We start from the raw sequence: 25,843 nt of genomic DNA on the forward strand, positions 1-25,843 counted from the left end.
AAGACCTATTTGAGCTCAATTACCTTCCATGCGCTTCTGTCAAGCTGACGACCCAGAAATTCTGTGCGCACGCTCAAATAAAGCATGTTTGGATTTTGTAAATCTTTTTTGGGAAATATTATTTCAATCTGATTCTTTTTTCTGCGCATCTTGGCATTTTGAGCTGAAAAAGCAGGGCTTGTCATGGTCTTTATTACATTCATTTTGCTGCCAGAAACTAAAACATACATCCTGCCAAGATACTTGTAATTTTCAAATGCTCTTATGTGAAGATAATACGAAATAAGTTTTTTAGCAGAACCAACCATTTTGATACCTATATAGATGTTCTTGCTGTCGTGCGCTGCAAATATCGATTCAATGTCAGCACCTTTTTCAAAAATGAGGGACCATATGTCGTGTGTCGGCTCCTTGCTAACTAAATACTTGTCTGAAAACAGGTTATCACCCTCATATTTTTTTGCATTTTTACTATCAATCTTTGCAAACAGTTCGTTTTGACGGACAAATGCCTCCAAAAATCCTCTCATGACCTTCATCTGAGAGTGGTAGTCTGAGATTGAATTTGATTTTCTTTCTATCATATAGTCATCCAGTGGTACCTGATACCACTTTGTATCTGTAAACGCAAGCTTGAAAGGCGGGACAAGATACATCTGAGGGTGCTTGCCAAAAGGTGTCGGCCAGTCGCCCCTGTGCACAAGATACTGCCATTCCTCACACTTATAGTTTAGCGTCAGGATGGAAAACTTGACAAATGCCGATGTTGCCCAGTGGTCAGGATGCTGGTCGCGTGAGTATGGATAGATTATTAAATCAGGTTCAAATGATTTTATTATGCTCTGAATATTTTTCACAACGTTTATTCCTTTGTACTCTACTCCTCTCTGATAGGAGTTTGAATACGGACTTTTGAATGTACGTGTTAAAGGACTAAAATAGCTTACCTTTGAATCAAAATACTTTTCCCATAAAAACCTCAAACCCCTATCAGGATATCCTAAGAAAATTATATCTTCTCTCCTCAAGCCCAAGTCCTCAAGCGCATGGATTGTTTCATTCTGGCGAAGATAGCCAAACCTTATGTAGTCATCAGGGCTTAGTCTAATCTTGCCAAAGTTCTGACCCGCAGCACGGGTAAACCCGTCACCGTTTGTCATGACAACAACTTTGACTTTACTTCCACCCAAAAGCGCTTTTTGTATCACACCTGCAGAAGATAGTGTTTCATCGTCGCAGTGTGGTGCAAAGATTAGTATCCTTTTGTAATTTTCAACCTGAAGTTGTGGAAGCTGAGCTGAAAAAAAGTAGTTTGAAATATACTCTCTTGCCAAAAACACTAAAACATTCGCAACAATCCAGATAACAAACGCGTATAGAATATACTTGCGCTTAAATCTTATTCTTTTTTCTTTCTGGGGTTTTCTGTATACTTCACCTTCAGAAGTAGCAGCTTTGAACCTTGGCATATACCTTTTGACCTGCTCCTTTTTTATAGCAAAGATGCTCTTTTTATTTTACACTATCTTTGATGTATTTTCCATTAAAATTTCCCTCTAAAATCGCAAGCGGGCAGAAGCTCTTTTATTCTGTGAGCTCCTGCCCGCTTTCTATATAAAAGGAGGAAATGAACGGGGGGGATTTTGAGCTTATGTAAGTTTTCAAATACAGCAGTTACAAGGGGGTTGTCCGCATTTTTCTTGCCGCTTGCTGTTTACAGTTATAATTATATGTTTTTTGTATACACCAATCAATACCAAAAATAAATGAACTTTTTCAAGTTTCTTTCCGCTTTTTTAGCTATGTGGCTATGTGAATATTTGACCGATTTTAATAAAAATCTGTGCTTATTTTGTATACTTTAGCTATGCACAAAAACACTCTTGTCATCCCTTATAACACTTCCCCGTTTTTTCAGTTTTACTCTTCATAAGCTCTCAGCTTAAAATTAACCCCCAGTTTCTGCGCAATTTTTCTGCACTCTTCTATCTCCTCTTTTGAAATTATATCGACACACGAAACCCAGACTTCTTTTATATATTTTTTGCTCTCTTTTATAAACTCAATCACATGGTCATATATATCTTCAGCAAACGGTCTGCAAATTTCATTGTACCTTTCTTTGTTTGGGGCATTGAGACTTATTGATATCCTGTCAATAATGCCAGAGAGAAGCTGTGGTACGTTCTTTTTGTGAATATAAGATGCATGACCGTTTGTGTTGACCCTCAGCGGCACTGATGTTATCTCTTTTAACTTTTTTGCAACCTCAATTACAACATCAACCCTGATAAGTGGCTCACCATAGCCACAAAACACAATCTCATCATACTTTTGCGGGTCTTTTATCTCAAGAAGTATTTCCTCTGCTGTTGGGTCTTTTTCAAGCCAAAGGTCATATCCTTCGCCAAGCCCTCTTTCACTGTTTCTTATACAGAATATGCATGAGTTTGTGCATTTGTTTGTCACGTTTATATATAGCCTGTTGTCAATTGTATATGTTATCATTCCCATTTTATCTTCATTCCATCTCCATTCTTTTTATTTTATACCAAAAAAGTTTTTGGCATTTTGAGTTGTCTTTTCAATTACTACATCTTCAGAAACCTCTTTTATTTGTGCAATCTTTTGTATCACATACTTCAAATAGGTAGAATCATTTCTTTTGCCCCTGTGGGGGTGTGGTGTGAGGTAGGGACTATCTGTTTCCAGCATCAAAAGTTCAATGGGGTATTCTTTTACAACCTCAATGAGCTTTTTAGCATTCTGAAAAGTGACAACACCGCCAACTGAAATATAAATGCCATGTTTTCTCAAAATCCTGCTCATCTCAACGCTTCCCGAATAGCAGTGTATCAAAACTGGAATCTTTCCAACTGCCTTTTCAAGAAGAATATCTAAAGTGTCCTTATGTGCCTCTCTTGAATGAACAACAATTGGAAGATTTAATGCTTTTGCAACCTCAATCTGTCTTACAAAAACATCTCTTTGAACATCCCTTGGAGAAAAATCGTAGTGGTAGTCAAGTCCAATCTCGCCAATTGCAACGTTCTTTTCAAACCTTGCAAGCTCAAAAAGTGCATCTTCAAAATCATTTGGTGCATCCTTTGCCTCGTGAGGATGAATCCCAATGGTTATATAAATGTTATCATATTTTTTTGCAATTTCAATGTTTTCTTTTGAAGACTCAACAGAAGAAGAGGATGAGATGGCAATTATATTTTCTTCTTTCAGCCTTGCCATCACATCCTCTAAATCGTTCAAAAACGCTTCATCATCATAGTGAGCATGAACATCTATTATCATTTAACTTTTGCACCCTCTTTGATATCTTTTTCAGGTGTAATGAGGCACAGCTCATCGCCAATTGACGCTGCTAAAAGCATCCCCTGCGACTCAACACCTCTTAGCTTTGCAGGCTTTAAGTTTGCAACAACCACAATCTTCTTGCCAACAAGCTCATCAGGCGTGTAGTGTTTTGCAATGCCCGCAACAATCTGTCTCTTTTCATCTCCCAAATCAACTATAAGCTTTAATAGCTTATCTGCACCTTCAATTTTGTGCGCCTCTAAAACCTTTGCGACTTTCAGCTCAATCTTTGCAAAATCATCTATTGTAATGTATTCTTTCTGCTCTTCATTTTTGTCATCTGCGGGCACAGCTCCCTCAGGTCTTTTAACTTCTTGCTTGTTTGTATCTTCCACAGCATTTTCCTCCTTTTCAACTATTCTTGGGAAAATAGGCTCCCCTCTTTTAACCTTTGTTCCCTCTGGAATCAAGCCAAATTGCCCAGCAGTCTCCCAAGCGGTTATCTCAGGGTTTTTATCTTTTGAAATTCCAAGCTGCTCTAAAATCTTTGGTGTTGTTTGCGGCATGAACGGCTCTATCAAAATCGCCACAATCCTCAAAACCTCTGCAAGGTTGTACAGCACTGTCTTTAGCCTTGGATACTTTGACTTGTCCTTGCCAAGCACCCATGGCATTGTCTGGTCAATATACTTGTTTGCTCTTGAGATAAGCTTCCATATTTCAATCAGGGCATTTGAAAACTGAAACTCATCAAGTAGTTTGCAGACATTTTCGTATACCTCTTTTGCAAGGTCTCTCAGCTCGTTGTCAATTTCTTCTTTTTCCTCAGGAAGGTAAATCACACCGTCAAAATACTTTTCGATCATGGCAACTGTTCTTGATAAAAGATTTCCAAGGTCGTTTGCAAGGTCGCTGTTGTGCCTGTTCTTCAGAGCTTCTTCAGAAAAATATCCATCGGCACCAAACGGAATCTCGCGCAGCAAAAAGTAACGAAGACTGTCCACACCATACTTTTGAGCAAGTACAACAGGATCAACAACATTTCCCTTGGACTTTGACATCTTGCCGCCTTCCAAAAGCAGCCAGCCATGGCCAAAAACTGTTTTGGGAAGCGGAAGACCAAGTGCCATCAGCATTGCCGGCCAGATAATTGTGTGGAACCTGACAATCTCTTTTCCAACAAGGTGAACATCTGCCGGCCAGTATTTTTTGAACCTGCTGTCATCTTCTGACATGTAACCAAGGGCTGTTATATAGTTTGAAAGAGCGTCTATCCACACATATATCACATGTTTTGGGTCAAACGGCACAGGAATTCCCCACTTGATGGTTGTTCTTGACACACAGACATCTTCAAGTCCAGGTTTTATAAAGTTATTTATCATCTCATTTGCGCGCGACTGGGGAACTATGAACTCTGGGTGTTCCTCTATATACCTCATCAGAGCATCCTGGTACTTTGATAGCCTGAAAAAGTAGCTCTCTTCCCTTGCCCTTTCAACAGGTCTGCCACAGTCCGGACACTTGCCGTCAATGAGCTGTCTGTCAAGCCAGAAAGACTCGCACGGTGTACAGTACCAGCCCTCATACTCACTCTTATAAATATCGCCTTGCTCATACAGCTTTGTGAATATCTTTTGAACAACCTTCTTGTGCCTCTCTTCAGTTGTTCTTATGAAATCATCGTATGAGATGTTCATAAGCTTCCACAACTCTTTTATCGAAGCCACTATCTCATCAACGTACTGCTGGGGAGTTTTTCCAGCTTCCTGCGCCTTTCTTTCAATTTTCTGGCCATGCTCATCTGTTCCTGTCAGGAAAAACACGTCATACCCTCTTAGCCTTTTGTATCTTGCAATTGTGTCTGCTGCAACTGTGCAGTAGGTGTGACCAACATGGAGTTTGTCAGAAGGATAGTATATTGGTGTTGTTATATAAAACTTTGGTTTTTCCATTCTGCCTTATTCCTCCTTTTAAAAATTTTTATATTCCATACCTATTATGAGCAAAATCATAAAAAAGGTGAGGAATTTTGGGTGGAAAGTATGTAAGCAGCGGAAAAAGGATTAAAAGCAAAATTATCAATATTACAAAAGGTGCTTTTTTTATCTTCTTTTTCGAAAGTGTAATTCCAAGACTAACAAGCTGAGCAATTATAATCGCCAAAAAAAGTGTCATGATGTCAAAAAACAGGTTTTCAGTGAAAAACGCTGTGTATAAAAAGTAGAAGACAGCTGTCAAAAACGGTATCAAAAAAAGTGCCACTGACTTTCCCACAACAAAATTTTCAAACCTTCTTCCATAGATTATATATTCAATTATGTAGAAAATAAAGCCGCCAAAAAAGCCTATCTTTAGATGTTCCCATATACTTTCATTTACTGCAAACAAAGCCCCTGTCCATTTTATCCTCCCGAAAAACTCAAATCCAAAGTGCAAAAGAGAAGATATCAAAAGAATACAAAGCATTCCTACAAAGGTTGTAATCTTGGCTCTCTTGCGATAAATTCTTTTTGAGTACGAGGATAGATAAATTTCAAACATCAACAAGCACCTTCTCCACAACAAGGTTTTTGAACTCACAAATAGTATCTACAAAGTCTTTCTTGAGACAAAACTCAAGGTCTTTTTCAAACCCAAGCTGTTTTAGACGATTATAGTGATATGAATATTTTAATATTTCATGGGGGTCATTTTCAAATTTTTTATAAAGCTCATATGAAGCCAAAGACAAATCATCAACCTTAAAACTCTCAAGGTAGGTTTTAAATATATCCACAAAATATCCCGCACAAAGGACATCTTCAAGTGTGAATTTTTCTTCAGTCCCTGCACATACAATTGCTATTTTCTGGATATCGTCTTTTAAAACCTCTTTGAATATATACTCTGCAGTTTTTCTGGCATTTATAAACGAACCAAGAAAGATTCTTTTTGCCATGGCCGCTTTTTTGAGCGCTCTTGTTCCGTTTGTTGTTGTCATGACAATTGTTCTGCCAAAGATAATCTCTTTTTTGTAAGAAAGCGGTGAGTTGTCAAGGTCAAACCCTTGTATTAAAACTCCTCCTCTTTCTCCGCCAAGTAATACATCTTCATTTAAACTTTTTAAAAGTTTTGCCTCTTCAATAGACTCAACAGGCACAATCTTTTTTGCCCCGTTTGATATTGCCCATATCATCACAGATGTTGCCCTCAAAAGGTCTATCACAATGGCAAGAGAATCTTTTATTCTTCCTTCATCAACATCTTTGTAATGCGAAAATGTGAGTATTTTCAATGCTTTTGCACCTTCTTTCTTATAACATTTCCTTGAAAATTTTGCTTTCATTTATGAAAAATTTCTTTACCTCATCCCATTCTACTTTTATATACATTTTTGGCATTGCCTCTTTTTCAGCTTCTTCGAAATAGCAAAAGCTTACTATTCGAAACATGCCAATAATCACCTTCCAACTAAAACAAAATCATTATTAGAAATTAAACAAGCCTTCTATTTCTTTATAAACTTTAAAACATCTTATTTCCTCTTCTTTCAAATCAAAATATGCCTGCCAAAATCTTGCCGGTTTCGGCAAAAGACTTCTACTTATTTTTACCGTCTCTTTTATTGTTTCCTCACCATAAGTTTTGAAGAGCCATCTTACAGCTTCTAAATCACCAAAATTCAAAATACGTGTTATTATAAAACACCTGTTATTCCAGACATCCAATTTGTTAATATCAACATCCCAAAAAAATTTGTTAAATTCTGGAGGAATGCTGCTATTGTTTCTCATTATAATTTTACCTCTTAAAATTCTTTATTTTATATATATCACAATTTGCTTGCAAAATAAAATAAAAAATATCCCCCTTGCTTAGAAAAACAATGTATTTCTTATTTCAAGAGGGATATTATTCATGTTTTAATTTTCATGCCTCATTCAAAAGCCTTATAATCTCCTCCACACTCAGCACTGCTTCTGCTGCTCCTTTTTCTATTGCAACCCTTGGCATGCCAAAAACAGCACATGATTCTTTGCTTTGTGCAATGGTCAAAGCACCCTGATTTTTCATTTCCAAAAGACCGTTTGCCCCATCACAGCCCATTCCGGTCATGATTATACCTGTTGCATTTTTCCCATACCACTCAGCTACTGAACTGAACAAAATATCGCAAGACGGTTTGTGGCTATTGACTTTTTCTACATTTTCAAGAAGTCTTATGTAATACTTTCCCAAAATCTTTTCAACAGCAAGATGTACTCCACCTTTTGCTATGTAAATTACACCATTTTCAACCCTTTCTCTATCTTCGGCTTCTTTTACTTGCCTTTGAGAAAGTTTGCAAAGCCTTTGAGCTAAGGCTTTTGTAAATGCTGGCGGCATATGCTGAACAACCAAGATTGGTATTGAAAAATCCTTTTTAAGATTTGTGAAAATCTTTTCTAAAACAGGGGGACCTCCTGTCGAAATCCCAATCGCTATTACTTTACTTTCTCTTAGTTTATCTACTAAATAATTCGGAATACCAGCCTTAACACACTCAAGATAACTTGAAATTTTAGGTCCAGCTTTCTCTCTCGTGCTCTTTTTACAGCTAAACTCTTTTTCTGTCAATATCCAGCGAACTTTTTCCAACAAATCTTTTTTAAACCCTTCAAATTCTTTATTATCTGAGGGTTTCAAGATGTAATCGATTGCGCCTTTGGCAAGCGCTTCAAGAGTAATTTGTGCACCAGGTTCAGTGTAAGCAGAAACCATTACAATCTTTGTCAATGGATTCATTTCCTTTAAATAGCTAATGAGCGAAACACCGTTCATATAAGGCATTTCATAATCAATCAGTGCTAAATCAATGTTAAATAGACGAGCCTTTCTAATAGCAACAAGAGGGTTTGAAGCTACAAAAACAATATTATCCTCTTCCAAACCCCTCAAAGCCCCTTTTATAACTTCACACATCAGTTCAGAATCATCAACAATTAAAATTCTTTTCATAGTCTCCTTCACCATATAAAATTATTAATTGAGTATTTTGGGAATTCTATGCATGCAAAATTATACACAAAATTGTTGCTAATATTCAATTAAATTTTTTGTGATTTTTTGAAGGCAAAATAATACAAAAGCCATATAACTAAAAAATCAAAAAGATGATAGATAATTTATCTTTGACAACCAAATTAAAAAGGTTTTATAATTAAAATTACTTGAAAGACACAATGTTAAAGGATTGAGATAAACACATGGTCATCGCAGTGTTAGACGGACAAGGAGCAGGGATTGGAAGGGAGTTTATAAAAAGATTAAAAAAAGAGTTTGAGGATAAAATAAAAGTCGTTGCGCTTGGAACTAACAAAGTGGCTATGCAGAACATGCTCAAAAACGGCGCAGATGTGGGATATTGTGGTGAAGATGAGATTGTTTATTTTTTAACAAATTTTGTGCCAGATGCAATTGTGGGACCAATCGGAATTTTGACGTGTGGCGGAATTGGTGGTGAAATAACAGCAAAGATAGCACAGATTGTGTTTTCTTTAGAGTGCAAAAAGTACATAATTCCCCTTAATCTGCATGGAATATTTATTCCTGGCACACTAAATCTTTCAATCAAAGAGATATTTAATCAGATAATTAAAGACATAGCACTCAGCATAAAAAAAGAGGACAGGAGCTTATCTTCCCCATCCTCTTGAGTACTCTTCAAAGCAGTCAAGACAATAAAATTTGCCGTCAACAACTCTTATTTTATTTTCTGCTGTCTTTTCACCGCACCCTGCACATTCAATGCTTTTGAAGATACGGGCTGACGGTGGAATAGTATCTTTTGGCTGTTTTAGCTCAAACAGCTGTGAAAGTGGCGCGCTAAGTATAATTTTGAGCCTTTCTTCACGTGGCATGTCTTCTTCAAAACCTTTAAAAACAACCCTTATTCCCTCATTAGTGTCGCGCCTGAAAAAGGTAAATGCATGCTTGCCTCTGTCCTTCAAAATTAGATTTCCTTTTCCAACAGTAGCTCCCAAAATGACCTGAATTGCATCAACACCACATGCATCTGTCTCTGTTATACACACAATCTCCTCGTCTTTCGAATATGACAAACCAAGCTTTTCTTTTGCTGCCTCACATGCTCTAAACCCTATTGCAAGACCAGGACAACTGTGTCCGTGAAACTCTACGCATTTTTGCCAAAGCGCGCTGTCCATTTTAAGTTTCACTCTCCTTTTTTACTACGCTACTAAACAAAATCTCTTCTGGCACATCAATCTCTGCATAAAAAGGTTTTATGTCCAAAACAGGTGAGCTATCAATAGCATCTATTCCTTTTACAACCAACACATTTCCTTTTCTATCTACCAGTTCAGCAACATCCAATAGAATTGGATTTGGTCTGTTTGGCGACCTGCAGGCAAACACACCTTTAGGTACATCTGAAAAAGGAATCTTTGTCACAAGGATATCTCTTTTAGCCTGGTGAGCCCAATAAAGAATTATAAGATATTTGGCTTCTTCTATATCCTTTAAACCCTCAAGGTATTTTTCAAAAATTTCTATATACGCAACAACCTCAGAATGTCTTCCCTGTCGCGGCGCTTCATCTTTTGTCCTGTAGGGAGTGTGAAATATACCAATTGGGACAAGCTCCATAAAATCTCTTTCCTTTTTCAATAATTTTTACATTGTCGGAATTACAGGGACAACAAAAAGCTGGTCGTGTGAAGTTTCTACCTTTACCTCTATTCCATACACATTTGATATAATCTCAGGAGTGATAATTTCCCTGCCACCTGAGGCAAATATGCTTTTGTCTTTAATGAAGACAAAGTGGTCAGAAAACCTTATTGCCAAGTTCAAATCATGCAGGACACTAATTACCAAAATACCATTTTCTTTTGACAACTTTTTTAAGATACTCAATACCTCTACCTGATTTTTCAAATCAAGATTGTTTATTGGCTCATCTAAAAGCAAAATTTTGGGCTGCTGGGCAATGGCACGGGCTATTACAACTTTTTGCATCTCGCCTCCGCTCAGCTCATCTAAATACCTGAAAGCAAGATGTTTTAGTCCAAACTTCTCTATAACACTTCCTACCACTTGCAAATCCTCTTTAGAAGGTGTTATGCCCGAAAAATGCGGTTTTCTGCCAATCAAAATTGATTCAAACACCGTAAGCCTTGTACTTACATATCTTTGTGGAACATACCCGACAACCTTGGCAAGGTCATTTGAAGAAAAACGATGTATATCCTTGCCATCAACTACAATAACGCCGCTTTGGGGTTTTAAAATTCTTGCTATGCACTTTAAAAAAGTGGACTTTCCAGCACCGTTGTTGCCCAGGATTGATACAAACTGCCCTTTTTGAGCTCTAAACTCTATATCTTTTAGCACCTCAAAATCTTTGAAAGCAAAGCTGAGATTTTTGACTTCAAGCATTTTTATGGTTTCTTCCTCCTGATTAAGAGATATAGAAAAAGTGGAGCACCTAAAAAAGAGGTCACAGCTCCAACCGGCAAAACAATGGGTGATATTATAAGCCTTGCAACTGTATCAGACAAAAGAAGCAAAAAACCTCCAACAAGTCCAGATGCAGCAATCAGAAATCTTTGGTCATTCCCTACAAACCTTCTTGCTATATGCGGTCCCAAAAGACATATAAATCCTATGATTCCCAAAAAGGCAACCACAACTGATGTAACAAAACTGCTGATAAAAATCCCAGCAATTCTTTTTCTTTCAACATTCACACCAAGGCTTTTTGCCACATCTTCGCCACTTTCAATTGCGCTGTAGTCCCAAGCATTTTTGAAAAAATACAGCCATGAAAGCAGGACAAACACACATAAAACTTTGACATCGTCCATTGACGCTCTTCCAATATCGCCGAACGTCCAAAAAACAAGTGCTGCAATCTTAACATCTGATGCAAAATATTGAATAATTGTTGTCGCAGCTGAAAACAAGGAACTTAGCGCAACACCTGACAGTACAACCGCCTCAGGCGAAAATTTTTTGACCTGTGCAAGCAAAATAACAACCACACTTGATATCATCGACCCTAAAAACGCACAGGTAACTACTATTGAGGGATGCAAAATCACAACAGAATCAGAGGCAGAAGATGAAGTGGTGCCGCCACCAAGCAAAATTATACTAACCGCTGCACCAAATGCAGCACCCTGGGACACACCAAGCGTAAAAGGTGAAGCTAAGGGGTTGTGAAGGAGCGTCTGTGTTGCGCTACCGCCTATAGCAAGTCCAATGCCAGCCAAAATGGCAGCCAGCACCCGCACAAGTCTTATATTAAACACAATTAGTTTCGTTCTTTCATCTCCTCTGCCAATGAGCGTCTTTAAAACATCTAAAAAGCTCAAATTTGACGACCCAACAACAATAGCATACCCAGCTAAAATAAATGTCAGAATGCATACAACCATTAAAAATACAATTTTTCTTGTGGTAAGTTTCAAATACTCTCTTTGAAGCATCTCTTTTTCCATCTCAATATCAAGACCCTTTCTGCTCAATATTAGTCTAAATTTATCTTTACAAAACCTCCGAACTTCTTCGCCATTTTACTGTAAAGAGGCTTACCCAAGAAAAACTTGTAAACTTCATCTGCTCTTTTGACAGGGTCAACATCTCTGAACCTGTCTGGGAACACAACCTTTGCAATCCAGAAAGTGTCTGCCAGGACAGTATCAATATTTGTCCAGTAGAAATTGTAAGGAAGCTGACCATAGACTCTGCCATTTTTGAAGGCTGAAAGAGATTTATAAAACTCAGGATTTTTCTTGTAATCCTGCTTTACAAGCTCAAGATTAGCCTCATCAATAAATATAAGGTCAGGGTCCCACTCTAAAATCTTTTCTTTCTCAACCATGAACCATCCTTCTTTGTTGCTGCTGTCTGCAACATTGAGCGCATTTATGGCTAAAAACGGAAAATATTTTCCCATTGTGCTCTCAAAACCATGCCCGCCTTTAAAGCCAATAGCTCCAACATACACTTTTGGCTTTTTAGAAGCAGGAATGTTCTTTGTCCTTTCATTTAAGAACGCTTTGCACCTTTGCATGTAGTTTATGAGGTCTTCTGCACGCTGCTGCCTGCCTACAATCTTTCCAATGAGCCTGAGCGATTTGTACACATTCTCATCAAAAAGAAGCTTTGTACCATAGTCGAGTACCACAACAGGTATCTTTGTTTTTGCCTGAAGCGCGTCTGCCTTTGCCTTGTCTAAAAAACTTGCAGCAAAAATCACATCAGGCTTCACAGCTATTAATTTTTCAGGGTCAGGAGAAGAGTCAGCACCGCCTTGGCCAATTGTTGGAAGTTTTTTGAGCTGTGGATATGCCATGATATATGTTCTGCTCCCTTCTTCCCAGACCTTTTCTGCGTTCTCAACACCAACAATATTGTTTGTCCCATTGACATATAACACAAGCCTTAGCGCACCCGGACCTATCGCAACAAGCCTTTTATTCTTTTTGTTTTCAATCTCAACCTTCCTGCCTAAAAGGTCAGTGACAATAAGCTTTGAAGATGCTTTTTCCCCCTTTGCAAAGGCTTTGAAAATACTTGTGCTAAGAAAACTTAAAAAACAAATAGCTAAGGCTAAAGCAAGTAACCTTTTTGCATTCAAAAATAATATTTTCCTATTTTTGATGTTGTACATTTTCTAAAAACCTCCTTTTTGCAAGTTTTTTGGCACACAGAAAAACAAAAAGCCCACAAAGGAAGACTTCTCATCCCCTTCGTGGGCTTGTTTAGCTTAAGTTTTTTTTAGTTTTTCCTTGGTCAATAAAAGCACTTTAATAACTCTCATTCAAATCTCTTTTGTGCACCATCGTGGTGCACTATGCCATTACTTTTAATTTTTAAACTCCTATTTTGATTTTATAACAATATTGGTTCAGGTGTCAACATAGAAAAATCACGGGATTGCATCAAGAGTTTGTAATAAAATTTTCTATTTTACTAAACACAATCACATAGGCAGCAATACGCTTACCTCTGTCCCTTTTCCAAGTTCACTTTCAACCAAAATCTCTCCATTATGTGCTTCAACTATCCATTTTACAATTGATAGTCCTAATCCACTTCCCCCTGTGGTCTTACTTCGGACCTTATCAACCCTATAAAACCTATCAAATATTTTGCCAATCTCTTCACGGGGAATACCAATGCCATTATCCTTTACAACTATTTTCACTTTATCCAAATGTTTCTCTACTGAGATATTAATTGTACCACCTTCTTGAGTAAATTTTATGCTGTTGTCAATGATAGCTCGCAACATTTGCTTTATTAATCTTCCATCAGCAAAAATATCTATTCGCCCTTTAAGATTATAACTCCAATTACGATTAGGTGCAACAAGTTTACCTTCTTTAACAATTTCTTCTACTAACTGATTCAAATTAACTACCTCTTTTTGAAGTTTTATAACCCCACTATCCCCTCTTGCCAAAAATAATAACCTTTCTACAAGTTCTGTCATATATTTGACTTCATTCTTTATAGCAACTATAGATTCTTGTAAAACCTCTTTATCATTTTTCCCCCATCTATCTATTAAGTTTATATATCCATTTATAACAGATAAAGGAGTTCTCAATTCATGTGATGCATCTGATACAAATTGGTTTTGCTTTTCAAACGAAATCTTCAACCTTTCAATCATCTCATTAAAAGTTTTAGCAAGATTGCTTAATTCATCATCAACTTCACCTACATTAATTTTTACATTCAAATCTGTTGCAGTAATTCTTTTTGCAGTATTTGTTATCTCTTTAATAGGTTTTAGTATTTTTTGGCTGATAGAAAATCCGGTAATAACTGATGTTATCATTCCAATAGCATCGGCAACAAGTAACACCATGAACAATAGTTTAAGAAATGAGTATTCTCTATTCATATTCTTAGCAACTTGAACATATCCAATAATCTTGCCATTATCGGATATGACAAAATTCTTAACTATTAAATGTTTTTCTTCATTTTCAACTACCATAACATTATTGGGATTTGCCTTTATACTAACTTGAGGGTCAAAATTCTTTGAATGGTTTAAAATCTTACCACTACTATCAGCTATCTTTATATTGATATCGCTGTTAATTACTGAATCATTTACAAGCTCTTCATCATAAATATCTTTCTGTTCATCACCTACTCCCAATATTTTACCTTCTATATTCTTACCAATGCTATCAACTTGGGTTATAGCTTGTTGACGAAGATAAAATCTTACTCCATATAAAACTAAGAAGTTTAACAATATAACCACTGCGGAAAACACTACGGCATATGTAAATGTAATTCTCCAAGAAATTTTCCTGAACTTTAAAATGTTAATCTTCATTTTCTCTCTCCTCACATTTATACCCAACTCCTCTTACTGTATGAATTAGTTTTGTTTTAAAACCATCATCTACTTTACTGCGCAGATATCGGATATATACATCCACCACATTCGTATCGCCCATATAGCTATATCACCAAACATTTTCTAAAATTTGATCTCTGGTTAAAACAATTCCCTTGTTTCTCACTAAATATTCAAGCAAATCATATTCTCTTTTTGTAAGCTCAATTATCTTATCAGCTCTTTTAACAATCCGTTTGGATGTATCAATAGTCAAATCAGCAATAGTGAGAATTTCACGAATTATATTTAATTGTTTGCTTTTTCTCAAAGCTGCTCTTATCCTTGCCAATAATTCTTCTATTGCAAATGGCTTTGTAACATAGTCATCCGCTCCACTGTCTAAGCCCATTACTCTATCTGGAATATCATCCTTAGCTGTAACCATAATGATAGGGACATTGGAATGTTGTCTTATTTTTCTGCAAATTTCAATGCCATTTATCCCCGGCAACATAATATCCAACAATATCAAATCTGGATGTATCTCTTCAACTTTTTTAAGTCCTTCTTTGCCATCATAACATACATATACATCGTAGCCTTCATGCTTTAATTCTAATTCAATAAATCGAGCTATTTGTTTTTCATCTTCTATTATCAAAATCTTGTATGATGGCATTGCATGTCTTCCCCCTAATTCTTCTTTAAGATATTTTACCGTACATTTATTACCCTGTGAAATACATAATTATTAACAAGAAAAGCTGCCCATAATCTCTCAGGGCAGCCCGCTTTGTTAAAAAATTTGATATTTGCAAAATCCCAAAATTTTTATTAACCTTATTGTTCATTTTCTACTTCTTGGTTGTCTGTCTCATGTCCATTGTCTTCATCCTTTTGTTCTTCCTGCTGAGAATTTCCATTTTCAACACCTACAATCTTGCCATTGCTTGCATCAACTTTGACATTTAAAACCTTACCTGATTTATCAGTTATTTTAACTTCATAGATAATTAGACCATTTTCATCGCCAACATCTACTTTCTGAATAACACTATCAGGATATGCAGATTTAACAATACTCTCCACTTCATTTTTTGAGATCTTCGCTTTGGTAATTAGATTGCTCTCATCATTTTCTTCATCAGCTTTTTCTACATCATTGTCTTTTGGGTTATCTACATTTTGCCCATCATCAGCTCTTTCAATATCATTGTCTTTTGGATTGTCTACATTCTTTCCTTCTGATGAATTATAATTTTGATTCTGATTTTGAACTTGTGTCGCCTGTTTTTTAACAAGACTATCTTGTTTGGTAAAATTTGTAATAGAGTGTGAATTTGCATACCCTATTACAAAGCTCAGGACAAAAGCTATTGCAAGCAATGGCACCACAAATTTTTTAACTTGTTTTAACATTTTTTACCTACCCCCTACATTTTTATTCGAGCAGCTGCTCGTGAGAATAATTATGTAGGAGGATAATTAAAAGATTATTATAAACAGATTAAAATTTGATTAGAAAATTAGAAGCAAACTATCGCTCAATTTCTATTAAGTGTTTATTAAGATATTCTACTTGTTCGGCCAACGGTTTGCCTTTATTAATAATTATATCTTTTGCTAAACTGGGCAAATATACATCAACATTTAAATCTACTCTTATTCCCTTGTAAAAAGCCACAAAATACCTAACAGAATCTATATCTAAAGCTGATGTTGAGGGCTCAGTATTTAAAGTTTTTACATCTTTACACTTAAAACTTTTTGCTTTCGAAATGTTCAAGCCAAACGCTTTTGCCAAATCCTCAATAGGTATTTCAAAATACTTGCTAACATCACTAAAAGTATACGACCCTTTTATAGACATTGGGTCGTAAATCTCTTGCCCCTCATCTGAATTTATTTTGTTAGGTATCTTTTCTGATTGCGTCTTCCATATTCCTGCACTATTGCTTATAATTATTCCACCAAACACAATAGCTAAAATTAAAATGATTAAAAATTTAATGTTTATTCTCATTTTTAATCCATCTCCTTGTTTCAAATACGATAGTATTTTCAACAGGACAACTAATTTCTGATGAACATTGTAAGCATGTTACGCATTGAGGATCATTAATAACCTCTTTGCTGTGCACGTCAATATTCATTGGACAAACACTATTACATTTTTTACATGATATACAATATGAAGGATTTCTCTTGATTTTAAATATTCTTATTAAATTAAACAACCCAACAAAAGCACCAAGCGGACAAAAATATTTGCAAAAAGGTCTTTCAACAATAAAAGAAAGTATAATTATGACTATAAGAAAAATCAAAGCTTGTATAGCCACTTCACCAGTCCAAAAGGTAAATAATGCATGATAAGGATCAATATTTGCAAAAACTAAAGTGCCTGTTTTAGCTGTTATGTATACAACCCATAAAAGTACGACATACCTAAAATACCTAAAATATTTATCATACTTTGAAGGAATAAATTTATTAAACCTCTTCTTAAAAATCATCTTACCTAATTTACCTATCCATTCTTGCACTGAGCCAAATGGACATATAAAGCCACAAAATACTGATCCAAAAAGAATTGATAAGACAATTACAATAGCTAACAACACAAATGACGATTCATGAATTTTCTGAACAAAAGTTCCTTCAGTTATAAGCTTATATACTGAGACCACACCGCCAAATGGACATAAACTATGTAATGATGCATTAGAGAAAAAAGGCACTTTAACTTCCACTCCTTTTTCAGCCAAAGAGTGAATTATTGCAGTAATTAGAATAATAGTAAAAAACAATATTTGAGAAAAAAGTCTGAAATATTTATTGATTTCATTTTCTGTTGTAAATTTTTTCAAAGTAATTCCTCCCTTCCTTAATTAATAGGCTTAGCAGAGCAAAAACACCCTGCTAAGCCCACATGTCTACTTACTTATTTTGATTGATTCGAAGAATTTCCATTTACAAAACCTCTCATACCTCTGCCGTAGCCAATACCTTTACCTTGCCCAATAGCCTGCTTTTGCCCATTTCCACCACCAAATATTCCATACCCAGTTTGTGGTCTGTTTGCGAAACCCTGTCCGTTGCAGCTGTCAATTCGTGCTTTCATCTGTGCTTTTATTGCCTCTGCCTGTTCTTTTGTAATAACGCCATCTTTTACTTTTTGGTCAACTAAAGCAGCTTTTTCTTGATATACAGCACTTTTAAACTTCTCAGCTGTCACACCTTTTGACAAAGCTATCTGGTAGAAAGTTTGTCCTTGTGACCTCAATTTTATAACCTCATCAACTGTAAGACCTGTCAGCTTTGCTACAATTGATGCCATAAACTGAGCACCATATCCTCTTGCCATGTGCAAAACTGTGGTATTAGTTGCTGATTGTGCACTGTTGTTTGAAACACTTGTTGCGGCAAAAGCAGCTAAGTTCAGGGCAAGCACTAATAAAGCCACTGCTACCACAAAACCTATTCTTCTTTTCATTAAAATCAACCTCCCAAAAACTAAAATTTTGTTTTGCAAGTTTAAATATAAAGGTGTTTTGTGAAACTCAAGTGAAGAAATTGTGGAGTTTTTGTGAAGAAAATCTTTTTAATAAATTGTTTTTTGAAAATGAAGATTTTTTCTCAAATCTTTGGTAAAATTTATTTAAGAACTATGTTTGTTCACATCTAAAATTCACAAGGAGTGAGTTATAGGTTGAAGATACTGCTGATTGAAGATGAAGAAAAACTCAGAAAAATAATAAAGTTATATCTTGAAAAAGAAGGATTTGAAGTAGAAGAAGCATCGGACGGAAACGAAGCAATCGAAAAATTTCAACCTTCAATGTACTCTGTTGTAATCTTAGATGTGATGCTACCCCAAAAAGATGGCTGGAGTGTGCTGAGAGAAATAAGGAAAAAGGACGATACGCCAGTTATTATGCTAACAGCTCGTGGAGAGGATGATGATAAGATATTTGGATTTGAACTTGGTGCTGATGATTATGTTGTAAAGCCTGTCAGTCCTAAGGAGATTGTTGCACGTGTAAAGGCAATTTTAAAGAGAACCAAAAAGCCCAATTCAAATGACATTTTGTTCATCGACAAAGCAGCAAGAGAAGTATATGTAAAAGGTCAAAAAATAAATCTTACTCAAAAAGAATATGAGCTTTTATTGTACCTATATGAAAGGCAAAACATTGCCCTTTCAAGAGAGCAGATTTTAAATAGCGTATGGGGTTATGAATATTATGGTGATCTTAGAACGGTGGATACACATATTAAAAACCTCAGAGAGAAGCTTGGAGATCTCAGAGATTACATTAAAACAGTAAGAGGTTATGGATACAAGTTTGAGGTGAAAAAATGAGAAGGATAAGTTTTAAACTATTGATTTACACACTTATTTTGCTCTTCTGTATGTTAGCTTTAAGTTTTTTTCTTCAAGGAAATATCATCACAAGCGGTTTTAAAGCTAACCTAAAAAATAAAATGATTCAATATGCAAAAGACATTTCTGATAAATTCAAGAATAACCTTGATTATTCAAGCGAAGCAAATAATATAGCTAATATTATAAATGGCAGGGTATCAATATACGATTCAAACGGCAGTTTGATAGAATCTCACGGCAGATTCATGTTTGGAAGAACAAGGAATATTGAAAGACAAACAATTTTAGATGTTTTATCAGGAAAAACCATCTATCGAACAGACCAAAGAACATTTCAAGGAAGTACATTAATTACCTTAGGAATGCCTATAATTAACAATAATAAGATCATAGCGGCAATATTTATTCATACACCTTTGCATGACATTCAAAATGACGTTCGAAATGTCAAAAATCAAATTTTTATCCTTTTTATCGCTGCTCTTTTGGCATCAATCATTGGTGCATATATGCTGAGCAGTTTATTCACAAAACCCATTCTTAAAATCATTGATGCTGCCAAAGCTATAGCAAAGGGAGATTATAACGTTAAAATTGATGTTAAAAACAAAGATGAAATTGGTGAGCTTGCAAAAACAATCACATTTATGGCTCAAAATCTTTCTAAAACCGAAAAGTTAAGGAGAGACTTTATAGCAAATACAACTCATGAATTGAGAACTCCGCTGAGCATCATAAAAAGTTATGCTGAAGCTATATATGATGACATATTAAACAAAGACCAAATTAAAGAATATGCCTACTCAATCATGATTGAGGCTGACCACTTAAATAATCTTATAAATGAAATTCTTGAGCTATCAAAACTGCAATCTGGCACTATACAGTTGAATATACGACCTATAAGCTTAAAAAACCTTTTTAATGAGATTATCAGCGAAGTAAACATTATAAAAGGAAATAGGAAGTTTTGGCTTTTTGAAGATGATATCGTAACAAAAGCTGATGGCAAACTTTTAAAAAGGGCTTTTAGTAACATTATTATCAATGCTATTCATCATACAAACGACACAGGAAACGTTTATATAAAAGCTGAAAAAGAAAATGACCATATCAAAGTATCAATCAAAGATGATGGAGAAGGTATTGATGAAGCAGATTTGCCTTATATTTTCAATAGATTTTACAGCAAAAGTGCAAAAAAAGGAATAGGTGGGCTGGGCTTATCAATAGCAAAAGAGATAATACAAATGCATAATGGTGAAATTAGTGTATTTAGCAAAAAAGGAGAAGGTGCTGAGTTTGTGGTAAAACTCAAATGTTAATTGAACAATTTAAGTACTAAAAGGGGCTGGGATGCAAATAAATGCCAGCCCCTAAGAATTTACTTATAACTTCTTATAACTTCTATTAATATTACTTTTGGGCATCATTTAGATTATTGAAAAATGTTAACTTTTTAACCTCTCAACTATCCTCTCAACAATCTTCTCCTGATACCCCGAAAGCTTTAATTCTCTCATTTTACTGCATACATCAAAAAGTTCTGGGCTTTTTACGTTTCGGAGCATCACAAGCCTCTTTTGAGAAATCTTGTTTTTAGATAAAGACAAAAGATAGCTTTCTTCATCCATGCAAATGGGAACAGCACCATAGTTTTGAATAATCCTGTCAGCTATCAAGAGCCCTTCAGGGTCAAAGTCGCCTGAGTAAAATATAGTAAAGCCTTCTTTTGAAAGGCTCTCAAGTACAATCTTTGTAGAAAGTCTCAGCTGTCCGTTTGTACAAATGAGAGAAATATCACTGCAAGCTTGCATCAGCATTGAAAACACAGCAGGGTTTTCTACCACTACAATCTTTTTTGAATATCCAAAAAACTGCTTGTAATCCTTAATGGTATAAAGAGGCAGAATCACCGGCTTTCGTTGCAAAGCAAAGATTTTGAGCGCTTCATCTTCTGCTGCATCTTCTGATATTGCGCCTATACCATACACCAAACACCAGTTTGAAAGCTCGTCTATGATGATGTTGTGCATGTATAAAAGTTCAGCTTTTTCCTCTGAAGACTTTGGATATTCAGCATTTTTGAGCAAGCTTAAGATTCTTAAAAATATCTTGCCGCTGTCGCGGTCTTCGTCAAAAAAATGAGGATCATGCGCTATCTTGGTTGCAAACACTGCAAGACTTTCTATTTTTTCTGGCTTTGTTGCGGCAGCTTTTATGCATAAGTTTAAAATACCCAAAAACTTTTCTTCAGAATACTTTTTAAGATACCCTTCAAATTGTTTGAAATTTTCTTTTACAACCAGATACACTTTTTCCGCAGCCGGTTCACTTTCTACTTGTTTTTTTAATTTCTCAAGAAAGCTTGAAAGCTGCTTTTCTCTGTTTTCTTTTTCTTCTTTTTTTGTCAAAACATCTTTTTTCAATACGTGTGATAGCACATCTTTAAAATCAAGCGAAGAAAATTTGGTCTGCTCAAACCTCTTTTGTGCAAACTCTTTTACATTGATAATCACCCTGTCTCCGCTGACAATTCTTCCAAGATAGCGCGAAAGCATCTCTTTTTCAACTGGCTGTAGGTTTTCCAGCACAATCCTGCCCGAAAACCTGCCAAGCGACCTGTATTTGTTGTAAATGAGCTCCAGTACACGCGCAAAACCCTTGTGTGAAAAGTATTCTATACACTCCTGCAAAAGCCTGTCTTCCTTCATAGCTCCACCAACACCTTCTTGTACCCGTTCCAGATGTATTTTACTTTGAGAACACAGCCTTTGCTTCGGTCTGAAATAAGTTCATAAATGCAAAGTCCTGGCACTGTTTTGTAATCTCCCCATAGAATCTGGGAGTTCATGATATAGTCAAATTCAAGATTTTCTATGAGTTCAAACATCTTTTCAATGTTGTTCTCATCAACGCCGGCAAACGCCTCATCAAGCGCAATTATGCGCGGTGCAAAACTCGCAGCGCTCTGGTACTTTGCACACAGTGCCGCCAAAAGAGGAACATAAATGGAAAGTGCTTTTTCGCCGCCAGAAAACTTGTCGTACGCGTTGTTTGTAAGCTCTCTTCTATTTTCTGCACCTCTTTGGAAGTAGAGCCGAAACTCAAACCACTGCCTGTAATCCAAAATCTCTTTCATTATCTCATAAAGACTGCGAAAACTGTCGGGTGAGTCCTGAAGCCTTTTTGCTCTTTCAATACGTGCTCTAAAATGCTTGACAATCTTTTGCCTGTCGCTATCTGAAGCTGTTGCCGGGTCTTTGCTGATAAGTTTTACAAGTTCTGATGTTGAAAGCTCATCTTCAAGTTCCTGCTTTTTCTGCTCCCACGAAAGCCTGAATTTAAGATTTCCTGAAAGGTCCATGCCGTCCATTAGCTCATTCATCCTCTTTACCCAGTCCTGGGCAAGCATTATCTTGCGTGAGATTTTAAAGCCTATGTCCTTTGCCAAAACCTCTTCAAAAAGCTCTCTTTCCTGCTGGGTAATAAGATTTTTCTTCTCGATTATCTCAGAATCTATTCTCTCTAAAAACTCATAAAGCGAAAGCACCCTTCCATCCTTCTTTGCTGTCCACAAATATCTTGCATAGCCAGTTTTATTATCTTCCTTGAGGTTCAGATTTGCTCCAAACTCTGCAAGCTGCACTTGGGCTTCATAGTGTGCAGAGATGAGCCTTTGCAAAACCTGGTTTAAGTCCTTAGATTTAAATTCATTAGCAAAGCTACTTTTTTCCTTTGCAAACTCTAAAAGTTTGGTCTCATCCTCAAGATTTTCTTCCTTCCATACAAAACCAAAAGAAAGTTCAATCTTCAATACTTCAAGGCAATTTGTGTACTCCATTTTGGCTTTCTCAAGCTGCAGAGCTTTTGTCTCAATCAGCGTCTCAAGCCGCGAAATTTTTGCAATTACTTCCTGAAGATTTCTGTTAAAGCTTTCTATCTCCTTAGGAATACTATCAAGACGCTCAATTGCCTTTTGCTGCTCTTCAAAAAGCTTTTGAGCATCATCGCTTGAAAGCCTTTTTTCAATTTCAGCCTTCTTTAAACTTAAGCTCTCCCACCTTGTCTTCAGGCTCTGAAGGTCAAAACTTAAATTCTGCAGGCTTTCTTCTATCTGCAGAGTTTGTTCTCTTTTTGATGTTACTGTTCTTGAAACCAATTTTTCTTTTTCGACCTCGTTTTCTAAATCAACTAGCACACTTTTAAGCTTTTGTGCTTCCTGAGCAAGTTTCAAAAAATTATCCTTTGCAGCTGTGACAGAAAGTTTTGTTGCAATGACAGAAATCTCATGCTTCAAGCTATTTTCCTTGCTCAATAGCTCTCTTGTCTTCTTCTCTAAAAATTCTATCTCTTTTTGAAGTTTTAACTTTTGATTTTCTCTTTCTTCAATCATCTCAAATGCAGTGTCAAGGTCAACCAATGAAGGAAAGCTGTCTCTCTCGTTTTTAAGCTTCTCAACCAAATTTTTCTGTGCATTTCTCTCCTGTTTTTTGTTATCTAATTCAACTGAAAGTTTCTGCACTTCATCTTCAAGCTGGGATATTAACATCTGCCTGTACCTTCTTCTATTTTCAATGCCAATAAACCTTGCATTTTCGCACGTGGTTGTCCTACCTTTTAAAATTCCGCTACCAAACCTTCCATCCTCGCAGATGTAGACGCCTTCATCTTTTTCGGTGGCGAATATACTGTCAATCACAGCTGCCACTTCCTGTTTTAGCTCAATAGGTCCGTCAAAGTTGGCAACTTCTAAAAACTGGTTTAGTGTGTGCGAAAAATACGCAGGTTTTGAAATTAAAATCATTTCTTTTTCATCATCCAAAAGGTCCGAAAGAACATCTTTGTACTTTTCTGGCACAATCAGAGCATTCAAGATTCCAAGACAGCTCAGCGCATCTTCAATAATAGCTTTCTTTTTTTCATCCACACCGTCTTTAAAATCCACAGCCATATAAAAAGGTATAAATGGCACCCCTTTTTGCAAAAGCCTGTCTCTTACCTTCTTTTGCTGAGATGAGAGTATAATCTCATCATCTTTCTGGCTTCTAATCCTCTCAATCTCTTCTTTCTTAGCTTTTATCTGGTTATTCAAAACTTCTATCTCAAACTCAAGTCTTCTTATTGTATCTGAGATAGAAAGGTAATGGAAGTTATAAATATCATCTAAGATTGAATATATTCTGCCATAATCCCCTTTCTTCTCACAACTATTTATCGCCTGGAAAATTGCTGTTCTCTGCTCATCTTGAGCTTTGAAAACCTCATTTTGTTCAAAGTAAATAGAAATAGCATTCTTCAGACTATTTTTTACTTCTTCAAGCTGAAACAAAAGATTTTGTATCTCTTCCTCCACCTTTTGTGATTCTGCTCTGTTCATATCAAGCTCCCTGTAAAGACCATCTAAATCCTTCTTGATTTCATTCAGCTTTTCATAGTTTTTCAGTGCAATCTCAACCTGAGATAAGAAAGATGAAAGCTCATCCTTTAAAATGTCAAGGCTACCCTGCTCAAGAAGATACATATCAAGCGTTTCTGAGAATCTTTGAAAACCAATAGATTCGATTAGCAATTTGCCTTCTTCGACGCTATCTTTTATTTTTCTTTTATACTCCTCAAGCTCTTCTTCTAAAGCTATAAGCTGCTGCCTTTCCTTTTCAAGTTTTTGTGAAGCAGAATTTATCTGGGAAAGCTTTTTGTTTTTCTGCTCCTCAAGTTCTCTGAGCTCTTCTTTTATATTTAAAAGCTCCTTTTGAAGCTTGAATATGTCACTTTCTTTTATACTTTCAAGCCTCAATGTCAAAGACTCTTGTTCCTTTTTAAGCTCTTCTATTTTTTCTTCTATCTGAGCTTTCAACTCTCTATTTTTCTCAACATCAGCTTTAGCTTTTTCAACCTCTTTTTTGAGGTTTAAATATTCTTTGCTGCTCTCAAGCACGCTAAATATACTTTGCGCAAGCAAAAGCTTGTTGTACTCATCATAAACCTTTTTTAATCTTTCCAGCACGTTTTTTATAATCTCAAGATTTTTCAGCTCTGTTTGAATTCTGTCCATGTTCTCTATGGAGTCAGAAAGTGCACGAAGGTCTGACTCAGAAAGAGCTGGTAAAGACTCCTGAAGCATCTTGTAGACAGTATCAGGTTTTATATCCTTAGAAAGCTTTGGTGCTCTTATTCGAACTATCAGCTCTATCAAATTCTCAAAGTCTTCTATGTTCTCAAAACCAAACAGAATTTTGTTGACTTCCTCCATATAATCTTTTCTGCTTGAAAAGACCTTGCCGCCGTCTCCTATGAGGTTTTCAAACTTCTTCCTGGTAAGTGGAATCTTTTGGTCACCTATCTTTTCATAAAAGAAGATGTCAACTCCAAACCTTCTCCCGTCTGTTAGAACAAAATACCATGTATCAGGGCTTGTGCCTCTTTTTGCCCTTATTCCCATGCCTATGGATACGAATATATTCTGCTTTTTAAACTCAAGAAAAAGATAAGCTATTGCCTCGTTTTTCTGACCCGGGCCCTGGTCGCCAAGAACATAATCTTCAAGTTTTCGCGCATTTGACCCAAAAGAGTCAAGCCTGGACGGGTGGTAGTTGCCATCTAAAAGCAGGGTAATAAAACTTTGCATTGTGACAGACTTGCCTGAAGCGTTAGGACCGCGAATAAGCATCCTGCCATCGTAAAAGTCAAAATACTCCTCGTCATAGTACCAGTAGTTAAAAACCCCGGCTCTGCTTAGCACCCATCTATTTTCCTTGCTCATTGTCAAAATACAAACCTCCATCTAC

24 protein-coding genes and 1 pseudogene are annotated in these 25,843 nt (G+C 36.2%); 3 read left to right on the forward strand and 22 right to left on the reverse strand.

Annotated elements, in window-relative coordinates; all coding sequences use genetic code 11:
• Window positions 1–5 precede the first annotated feature (5 nt).
• The 9 genes from OTK01_RS11820 to cheB form a co-directional block, all read right to left on the reverse strand.
• On the reverse strand, window positions 6–1,469 hold the full coding sequence (locus OTK01_RS11820; RefSeq protein ID WP_029227747.1) for a PIG-L deacetylase family protein: 1,464 nt from the start codon (window positions 1,467–1,469) through the stop codon (window positions 6–8).
• 451 nt (window positions 1,470–1,920) lie between these two features.
• On the reverse strand, window positions 1,921–2,514 hold the full coding sequence (locus tag OTK01_RS11825; RefSeq protein ID WP_029227748.1) for a TatD family nuclease-associated radical SAM protein: 594 nt from the start codon (window positions 2,512–2,514) through the stop codon (window positions 1,921–1,923).
• Between the two features lie 27 nt (window positions 2,515–2,541).
• The gene (locus OTK01_RS11830; protein ID WP_029227749.1) at window positions 2,542–3,306 is read right to left on the reverse strand and encodes a TatD family hydrolase; all 765 of its coding nucleotides are present in this window, start codon (window positions 3,304–3,306) and stop codon (window positions 2,542–2,544) included.
• Complete coding sequence (metG, locus tag OTK01_RS11835) at window positions 3,303–5,264, reverse strand: methionine--tRNA ligase (protein ID WP_029227750.1); 1,962 nt, start codon at window positions 5,262–5,264, stop codon at window positions 3,303–3,305. The genes OTK01_RS11830 and metG overlap by 4 nt, the downstream gene beginning before the upstream one ends.
• A 28-nt stretch (window positions 5,265–5,292) precedes the next feature.
• On the reverse strand, window positions 5,293–5,853 hold the full coding sequence (locus OTK01_RS11840; protein WP_029227751.1) for a DUF6512 family protein: 561 nt from the start codon (window positions 5,851–5,853) through the stop codon (window positions 5,293–5,295).
• The gene (locus OTK01_RS11845) at window positions 5,846–6,586 is read right to left on the reverse strand and encodes a 2-phosphosulfolactate phosphatase family protein (RefSeq protein WP_029227752.1); all 741 of its coding nucleotides are present in this window, start codon (window positions 6,584–6,586) and stop codon (window positions 5,846–5,848) included. Before OTK01_RS11845 ends, OTK01_RS11840 begins: the two co-directional genes overlap by 8 nt.
• Window positions 6,587–6,605: 19 nt before the next feature.
• On the reverse strand, window positions 6,606–6,743 hold the full coding sequence (locus OTK01_RS11850; RefSeq protein ID WP_156844440.1) for a hypothetical protein: 138 nt from the start codon (window positions 6,741–6,743) through the stop codon (window positions 6,606–6,608).
• A gap of 36 nt (window positions 6,744–6,779) precedes the next feature.
• Window positions 6,780–7,085: a DUF6922 domain-containing protein gene (locus OTK01_RS11855; protein WP_013431676.1), complete on the reverse strand. Its 306-nt coding sequence runs from the start codon at window positions 7,083–7,085 to the stop codon at window positions 6,780–6,782.
• Between the two features lie 136 nt (window positions 7,086–7,221).
• Complete coding sequence (gene cheB / locus OTK01_RS11860) at window positions 7,222–8,289, reverse strand: chemotaxis-specific protein-glutamate methyltransferase CheB (protein ID WP_029227753.1); 1,068 nt, start codon at window positions 8,287–8,289, stop codon at window positions 7,222–7,224.
• A gap of 248 nt (window positions 8,290–8,537) precedes the next feature.
• Between cheB and OTK01_RS11865 the strand changes: the two genes are divergently transcribed.
• Window positions 8,538–8,987 carry a DUF3842 family protein gene (locus OTK01_RS11865; RefSeq protein ID WP_029227754.1) on the forward strand — a complete coding sequence of 150 codons (450 nt, stop codon included), beginning with the start codon at window positions 8,538–8,540 and terminating at the stop codon, window positions 8,985–8,987.
• Here the strand turns inward: OTK01_RS11865 and OTK01_RS11870 are convergent.
• The 11 genes and pseudogenes from OTK01_RS11870 to OTK01_RS11920 form a co-directional block, all read right to left on the reverse strand.
• Window positions 8,967–9,497 (reverse strand): FmdE family protein, encoded by a 531-nt coding sequence (locus tag OTK01_RS11870; protein ID WP_029227755.1) that lies wholly within the window; start codon window positions 9,495–9,497, stop codon window positions 8,967–8,969. The genes OTK01_RS11865 and OTK01_RS11870 overlap by 21 nt on opposite strands.
• Before the next feature lies 1 nt (window position 9,498).
• Window positions 9,499–9,939, reverse strand: a complete 441-nt coding sequence (gene tsaA / locus OTK01_RS11875) for a tRNA (N6-threonylcarbamoyladenosine(37)-N6)-methyltransferase TrmO (RefSeq protein WP_029227756.1) — start codon at window positions 9,937–9,939, stop codon at window positions 9,499–9,501.
• Between the two features lie 27 nt (window positions 9,940–9,966).
• Window positions 9,967–10,731, reverse strand: coding sequence for an ABC transporter ATP-binding protein (locus tag OTK01_RS11880; RefSeq protein ID WP_029227757.1), 765 nt, complete (start codon window positions 10,729–10,731; stop codon window positions 9,967–9,969).
• 2 nt (window positions 10,732–10,733) lie between these two features.
• Complete coding sequence (locus OTK01_RS11885) at window positions 10,734–11,783, reverse strand: FecCD family ABC transporter permease (RefSeq protein WP_029227758.1); 1,050 nt, start codon at window positions 11,781–11,783, stop codon at window positions 10,734–10,736.
• 41 nt (window positions 11,784–11,824) lie between these two features.
• The gene (locus OTK01_RS11890; RefSeq protein WP_029227759.1) at window positions 11,825–12,970 is read right to left on the reverse strand and encodes an iron ABC transporter substrate-binding protein; all 1,146 of its coding nucleotides are present in this window, start codon (window positions 12,968–12,970) and stop codon (window positions 11,825–11,827) included.
• Window positions 12,971–13,282: 312 nt separating this feature from the next.
• Entirely contained in the window at window positions 13,283–14,659 is a 1,377-nt protein-coding gene (locus OTK01_RS11895) for a sensor histidine kinase (protein WP_029227760.1), read from the reverse strand.
• Window positions 14,649–15,344, reverse strand: a pseudogene (locus OTK01_RS11900) (response regulator). The gene OTK01_RS11895 and the pseudogene OTK01_RS11900 overlap by 11 nt, the downstream one beginning before the upstream one ends.
• Before the next feature lie 161 nt (window positions 15,345–15,505).
• Complete coding sequence (locus OTK01_RS11905; protein ID WP_029227761.1) at window positions 15,506–16,084, reverse strand: PepSY domain-containing protein; 579 nt, start codon at window positions 16,082–16,084, stop codon at window positions 15,506–15,508.
• A 118-nt stretch (window positions 16,085–16,202) separates the two neighbouring features.
• Window positions 16,203–16,688 carry a hypothetical protein gene (locus OTK01_RS11910; protein WP_029227762.1) on the reverse strand — a complete coding sequence of 162 codons (486 nt, stop codon included), beginning with the start codon at window positions 16,686–16,688 and terminating at the stop codon, window positions 16,203–16,205.
• Window positions 16,672–17,535 (reverse strand): 4Fe-4S binding protein, encoded by an 864-nt coding sequence (locus OTK01_RS11915; protein WP_029227763.1) that lies wholly within the window; start codon window positions 17,533–17,535, stop codon window positions 16,672–16,674. Before OTK01_RS11915 ends, OTK01_RS11910 begins: the two co-directional genes overlap by 17 nt.
• Before the next feature lie 74 nt (window positions 17,536–17,609).
• A complete protein-coding gene (locus OTK01_RS11920; protein ID WP_029227764.1) occupies window positions 17,610–18,161 on the reverse strand; it encodes a DUF2680 domain-containing protein in 552 nt (183 codons plus the stop codon).
• Window positions 18,162–18,377: 216 nt separating this feature from the next.
• Between OTK01_RS11920 and OTK01_RS11925 the strand changes: the two genes are divergently transcribed.
• Both OTK01_RS11925 and OTK01_RS11930 read left to right on the forward strand, forming a co-directional pair.
• Window positions 18,378–19,031, forward strand: a complete 654-nt coding sequence (locus OTK01_RS11925) for a response regulator transcription factor (protein WP_014043156.1) — start codon at window positions 18,378–18,380, stop codon at window positions 19,029–19,031.
• The gene (locus OTK01_RS11930; RefSeq protein ID WP_014043157.1) at window positions 19,028–20,380 is read left to right on the forward strand and encodes a sensor histidine kinase; all 1,353 of its coding nucleotides are present in this window, start codon (window positions 19,028–19,030) and stop codon (window positions 20,378–20,380) included. Before OTK01_RS11925 ends, OTK01_RS11930 begins: the two co-directional genes overlap by 4 nt.
• A 126-nt stretch (window positions 20,381–20,506) precedes the next feature.
• Here the strand turns inward: OTK01_RS11930 and OTK01_RS11935 are convergent, their stop codons facing one another.
• Both OTK01_RS11935 and OTK01_RS11940 read right to left on the reverse strand, forming a co-directional pair.
• Window positions 20,507–21,769, reverse strand: a complete 1,263-nt coding sequence (locus OTK01_RS11935) for a TIGR02679 domain-containing protein (RefSeq protein WP_029227765.1) — start codon at window positions 21,767–21,769, stop codon at window positions 20,507–20,509.
• On the reverse strand, window positions 21,766–25,818 hold the full coding sequence (locus tag OTK01_RS11940; RefSeq protein WP_029227766.1) for a TIGR02680 family protein: 4,053 nt from the start codon (window positions 25,816–25,818) through the stop codon (window positions 21,766–21,768). The genes OTK01_RS11935 and OTK01_RS11940 overlap by 4 nt, the downstream gene beginning before the upstream one ends.
• Window positions 25,819–25,843: the final 25 nt, after the last annotated feature.

It is taken from the genome of Caldicellulosiruptor acetigenus (assembly GCF_026914305.1).
GTDB classification, from domain to species: domain Bacteria; phylum Bacillota; class Thermoanaerobacteria; order Caldicellulosiruptorales; family Caldicellulosiruptoraceae; genus Caldicellulosiruptor; species Caldicellulosiruptor acetigenus.

Coding starts and splice junctions, on each gene's coding strand:
- OTK01_RS11820 (WP_029227747.1), bottom strand. CDS start 1,469: ATGCCAAGGTTCAAAGCTGCTACTTCTGAAGGTGAAGTATACAGAAAA.
- OTK01_RS11825 (WP_029227748.1), bottom strand. CDS start 2,514: ATGGGAATGATAACATATACAATTGACAACAGGCTATATATAAACGTG.
- OTK01_RS11830 (WP_029227749.1), bottom strand. CDS start 3,306: ATGATAATAGATGTTCATGCTCACTATGATGATGAAGCGTTTTTGAAC.
- metG (WP_029227750.1), bottom strand. CDS start 5,264: ATGGAAAAACCAAAGTTTTATATAACAACACCAATATACTATCCTTCT.
- OTK01_RS11840 (WP_029227751.1), bottom strand. CDS start 5,853: ATGTTTGAAATTTATCTATCCTCGTACTCAAAAAGAATTTATCGCAAG.
- OTK01_RS11850 (WP_156844440.1), bottom strand. CDS start 6,743: ATGTTTCGAATAGTAAGCTTTTGCTATTTCGAAGAAGCTGAAAAAGAG.
- OTK01_RS11855 (WP_013431676.1), bottom strand. CDS start 7,085: ATGAGAAACAATAGCAGCATTCCTCCAGAATTTAACAAATTTTTTTGG.
- cheB (WP_029227753.1), bottom strand. CDS start 8,289: ATGAAAAGAATTTTAATTGTTGATGATTCTGAACTGATGTGTGAAGTT.
- OTK01_RS11865 (WP_029227754.1), top strand. CDS start 8,538: ATGGTCATCGCAGTGTTAGACGGACAAGGAGCAGGGATTGGAAGGGAG.
- OTK01_RS11870 (WP_029227755.1), bottom strand. CDS start 9,497: ATGGACAGCGCGCTTTGGCAAAAATGCGTAGAGTTTCACGGACACAGT.
- tsaA (WP_029227756.1), bottom strand. CDS start 9,939: ATGGAGCTTGTCCCAATTGGTATATTTCACACTCCCTACAGGACAAAA.
- OTK01_RS11880 (WP_029227757.1), bottom strand. CDS start 10,731: ATGCTTGAAGTCAAAAATCTCAGCTTTGCTTTCAAAGATTTTGAGGTG.
- OTK01_RS11885 (WP_029227758.1), bottom strand. CDS start 11,783: ATGCTTCAAAGAGAGTATTTGAAACTTACCACAAGAAAAATTGTATTT.
- OTK01_RS11890 (WP_029227759.1), bottom strand. CDS start 12,970: ATGTACAACATCAAAAATAGGAAAATATTATTTTTGAATGCAAAAAGG.
- OTK01_RS11895 (WP_029227760.1), bottom strand. CDS start 14,659: ATGAAGATTAACATTTTAAAGTTCAGGAAAATTTCTTGGAGAATTACA.
- OTK01_RS11905 (WP_029227761.1), bottom strand. CDS start 16,084: ATGTTAAAACAAGTTAAAAAATTTGTGGTGCCATTGCTTGCAATAGCT.
- OTK01_RS11910 (WP_029227762.1), bottom strand. CDS start 16,688: ATGAGAATAAACATTAAATTTTTAATCATTTTAATTTTAGCTATTGTG.
- OTK01_RS11920 (WP_029227764.1), bottom strand. CDS start 18,161: ATGAAAAGAAGAATAGGTTTTGTGGTAGCAGTGGCTTTATTAGTGCTT.
- OTK01_RS11930 (WP_014043157.1), top strand. CDS start 19,028: ATGAGAAGGATAAGTTTTAAACTATTGATTTACACACTTATTTTGCTC.
- OTK01_RS11935 (WP_029227765.1), bottom strand. CDS start 21,769: ATGAAGGAAGACAGGCTTTTGCAGGAGTGTATAGAATACTTTTCACAC.
- OTK01_RS11940 (WP_029227766.1), bottom strand. CDS start 25,818: ATGAGCAAGGAAAATAGATGGGTGCTAAGCAGAGCCGGGGTTTTTAAC.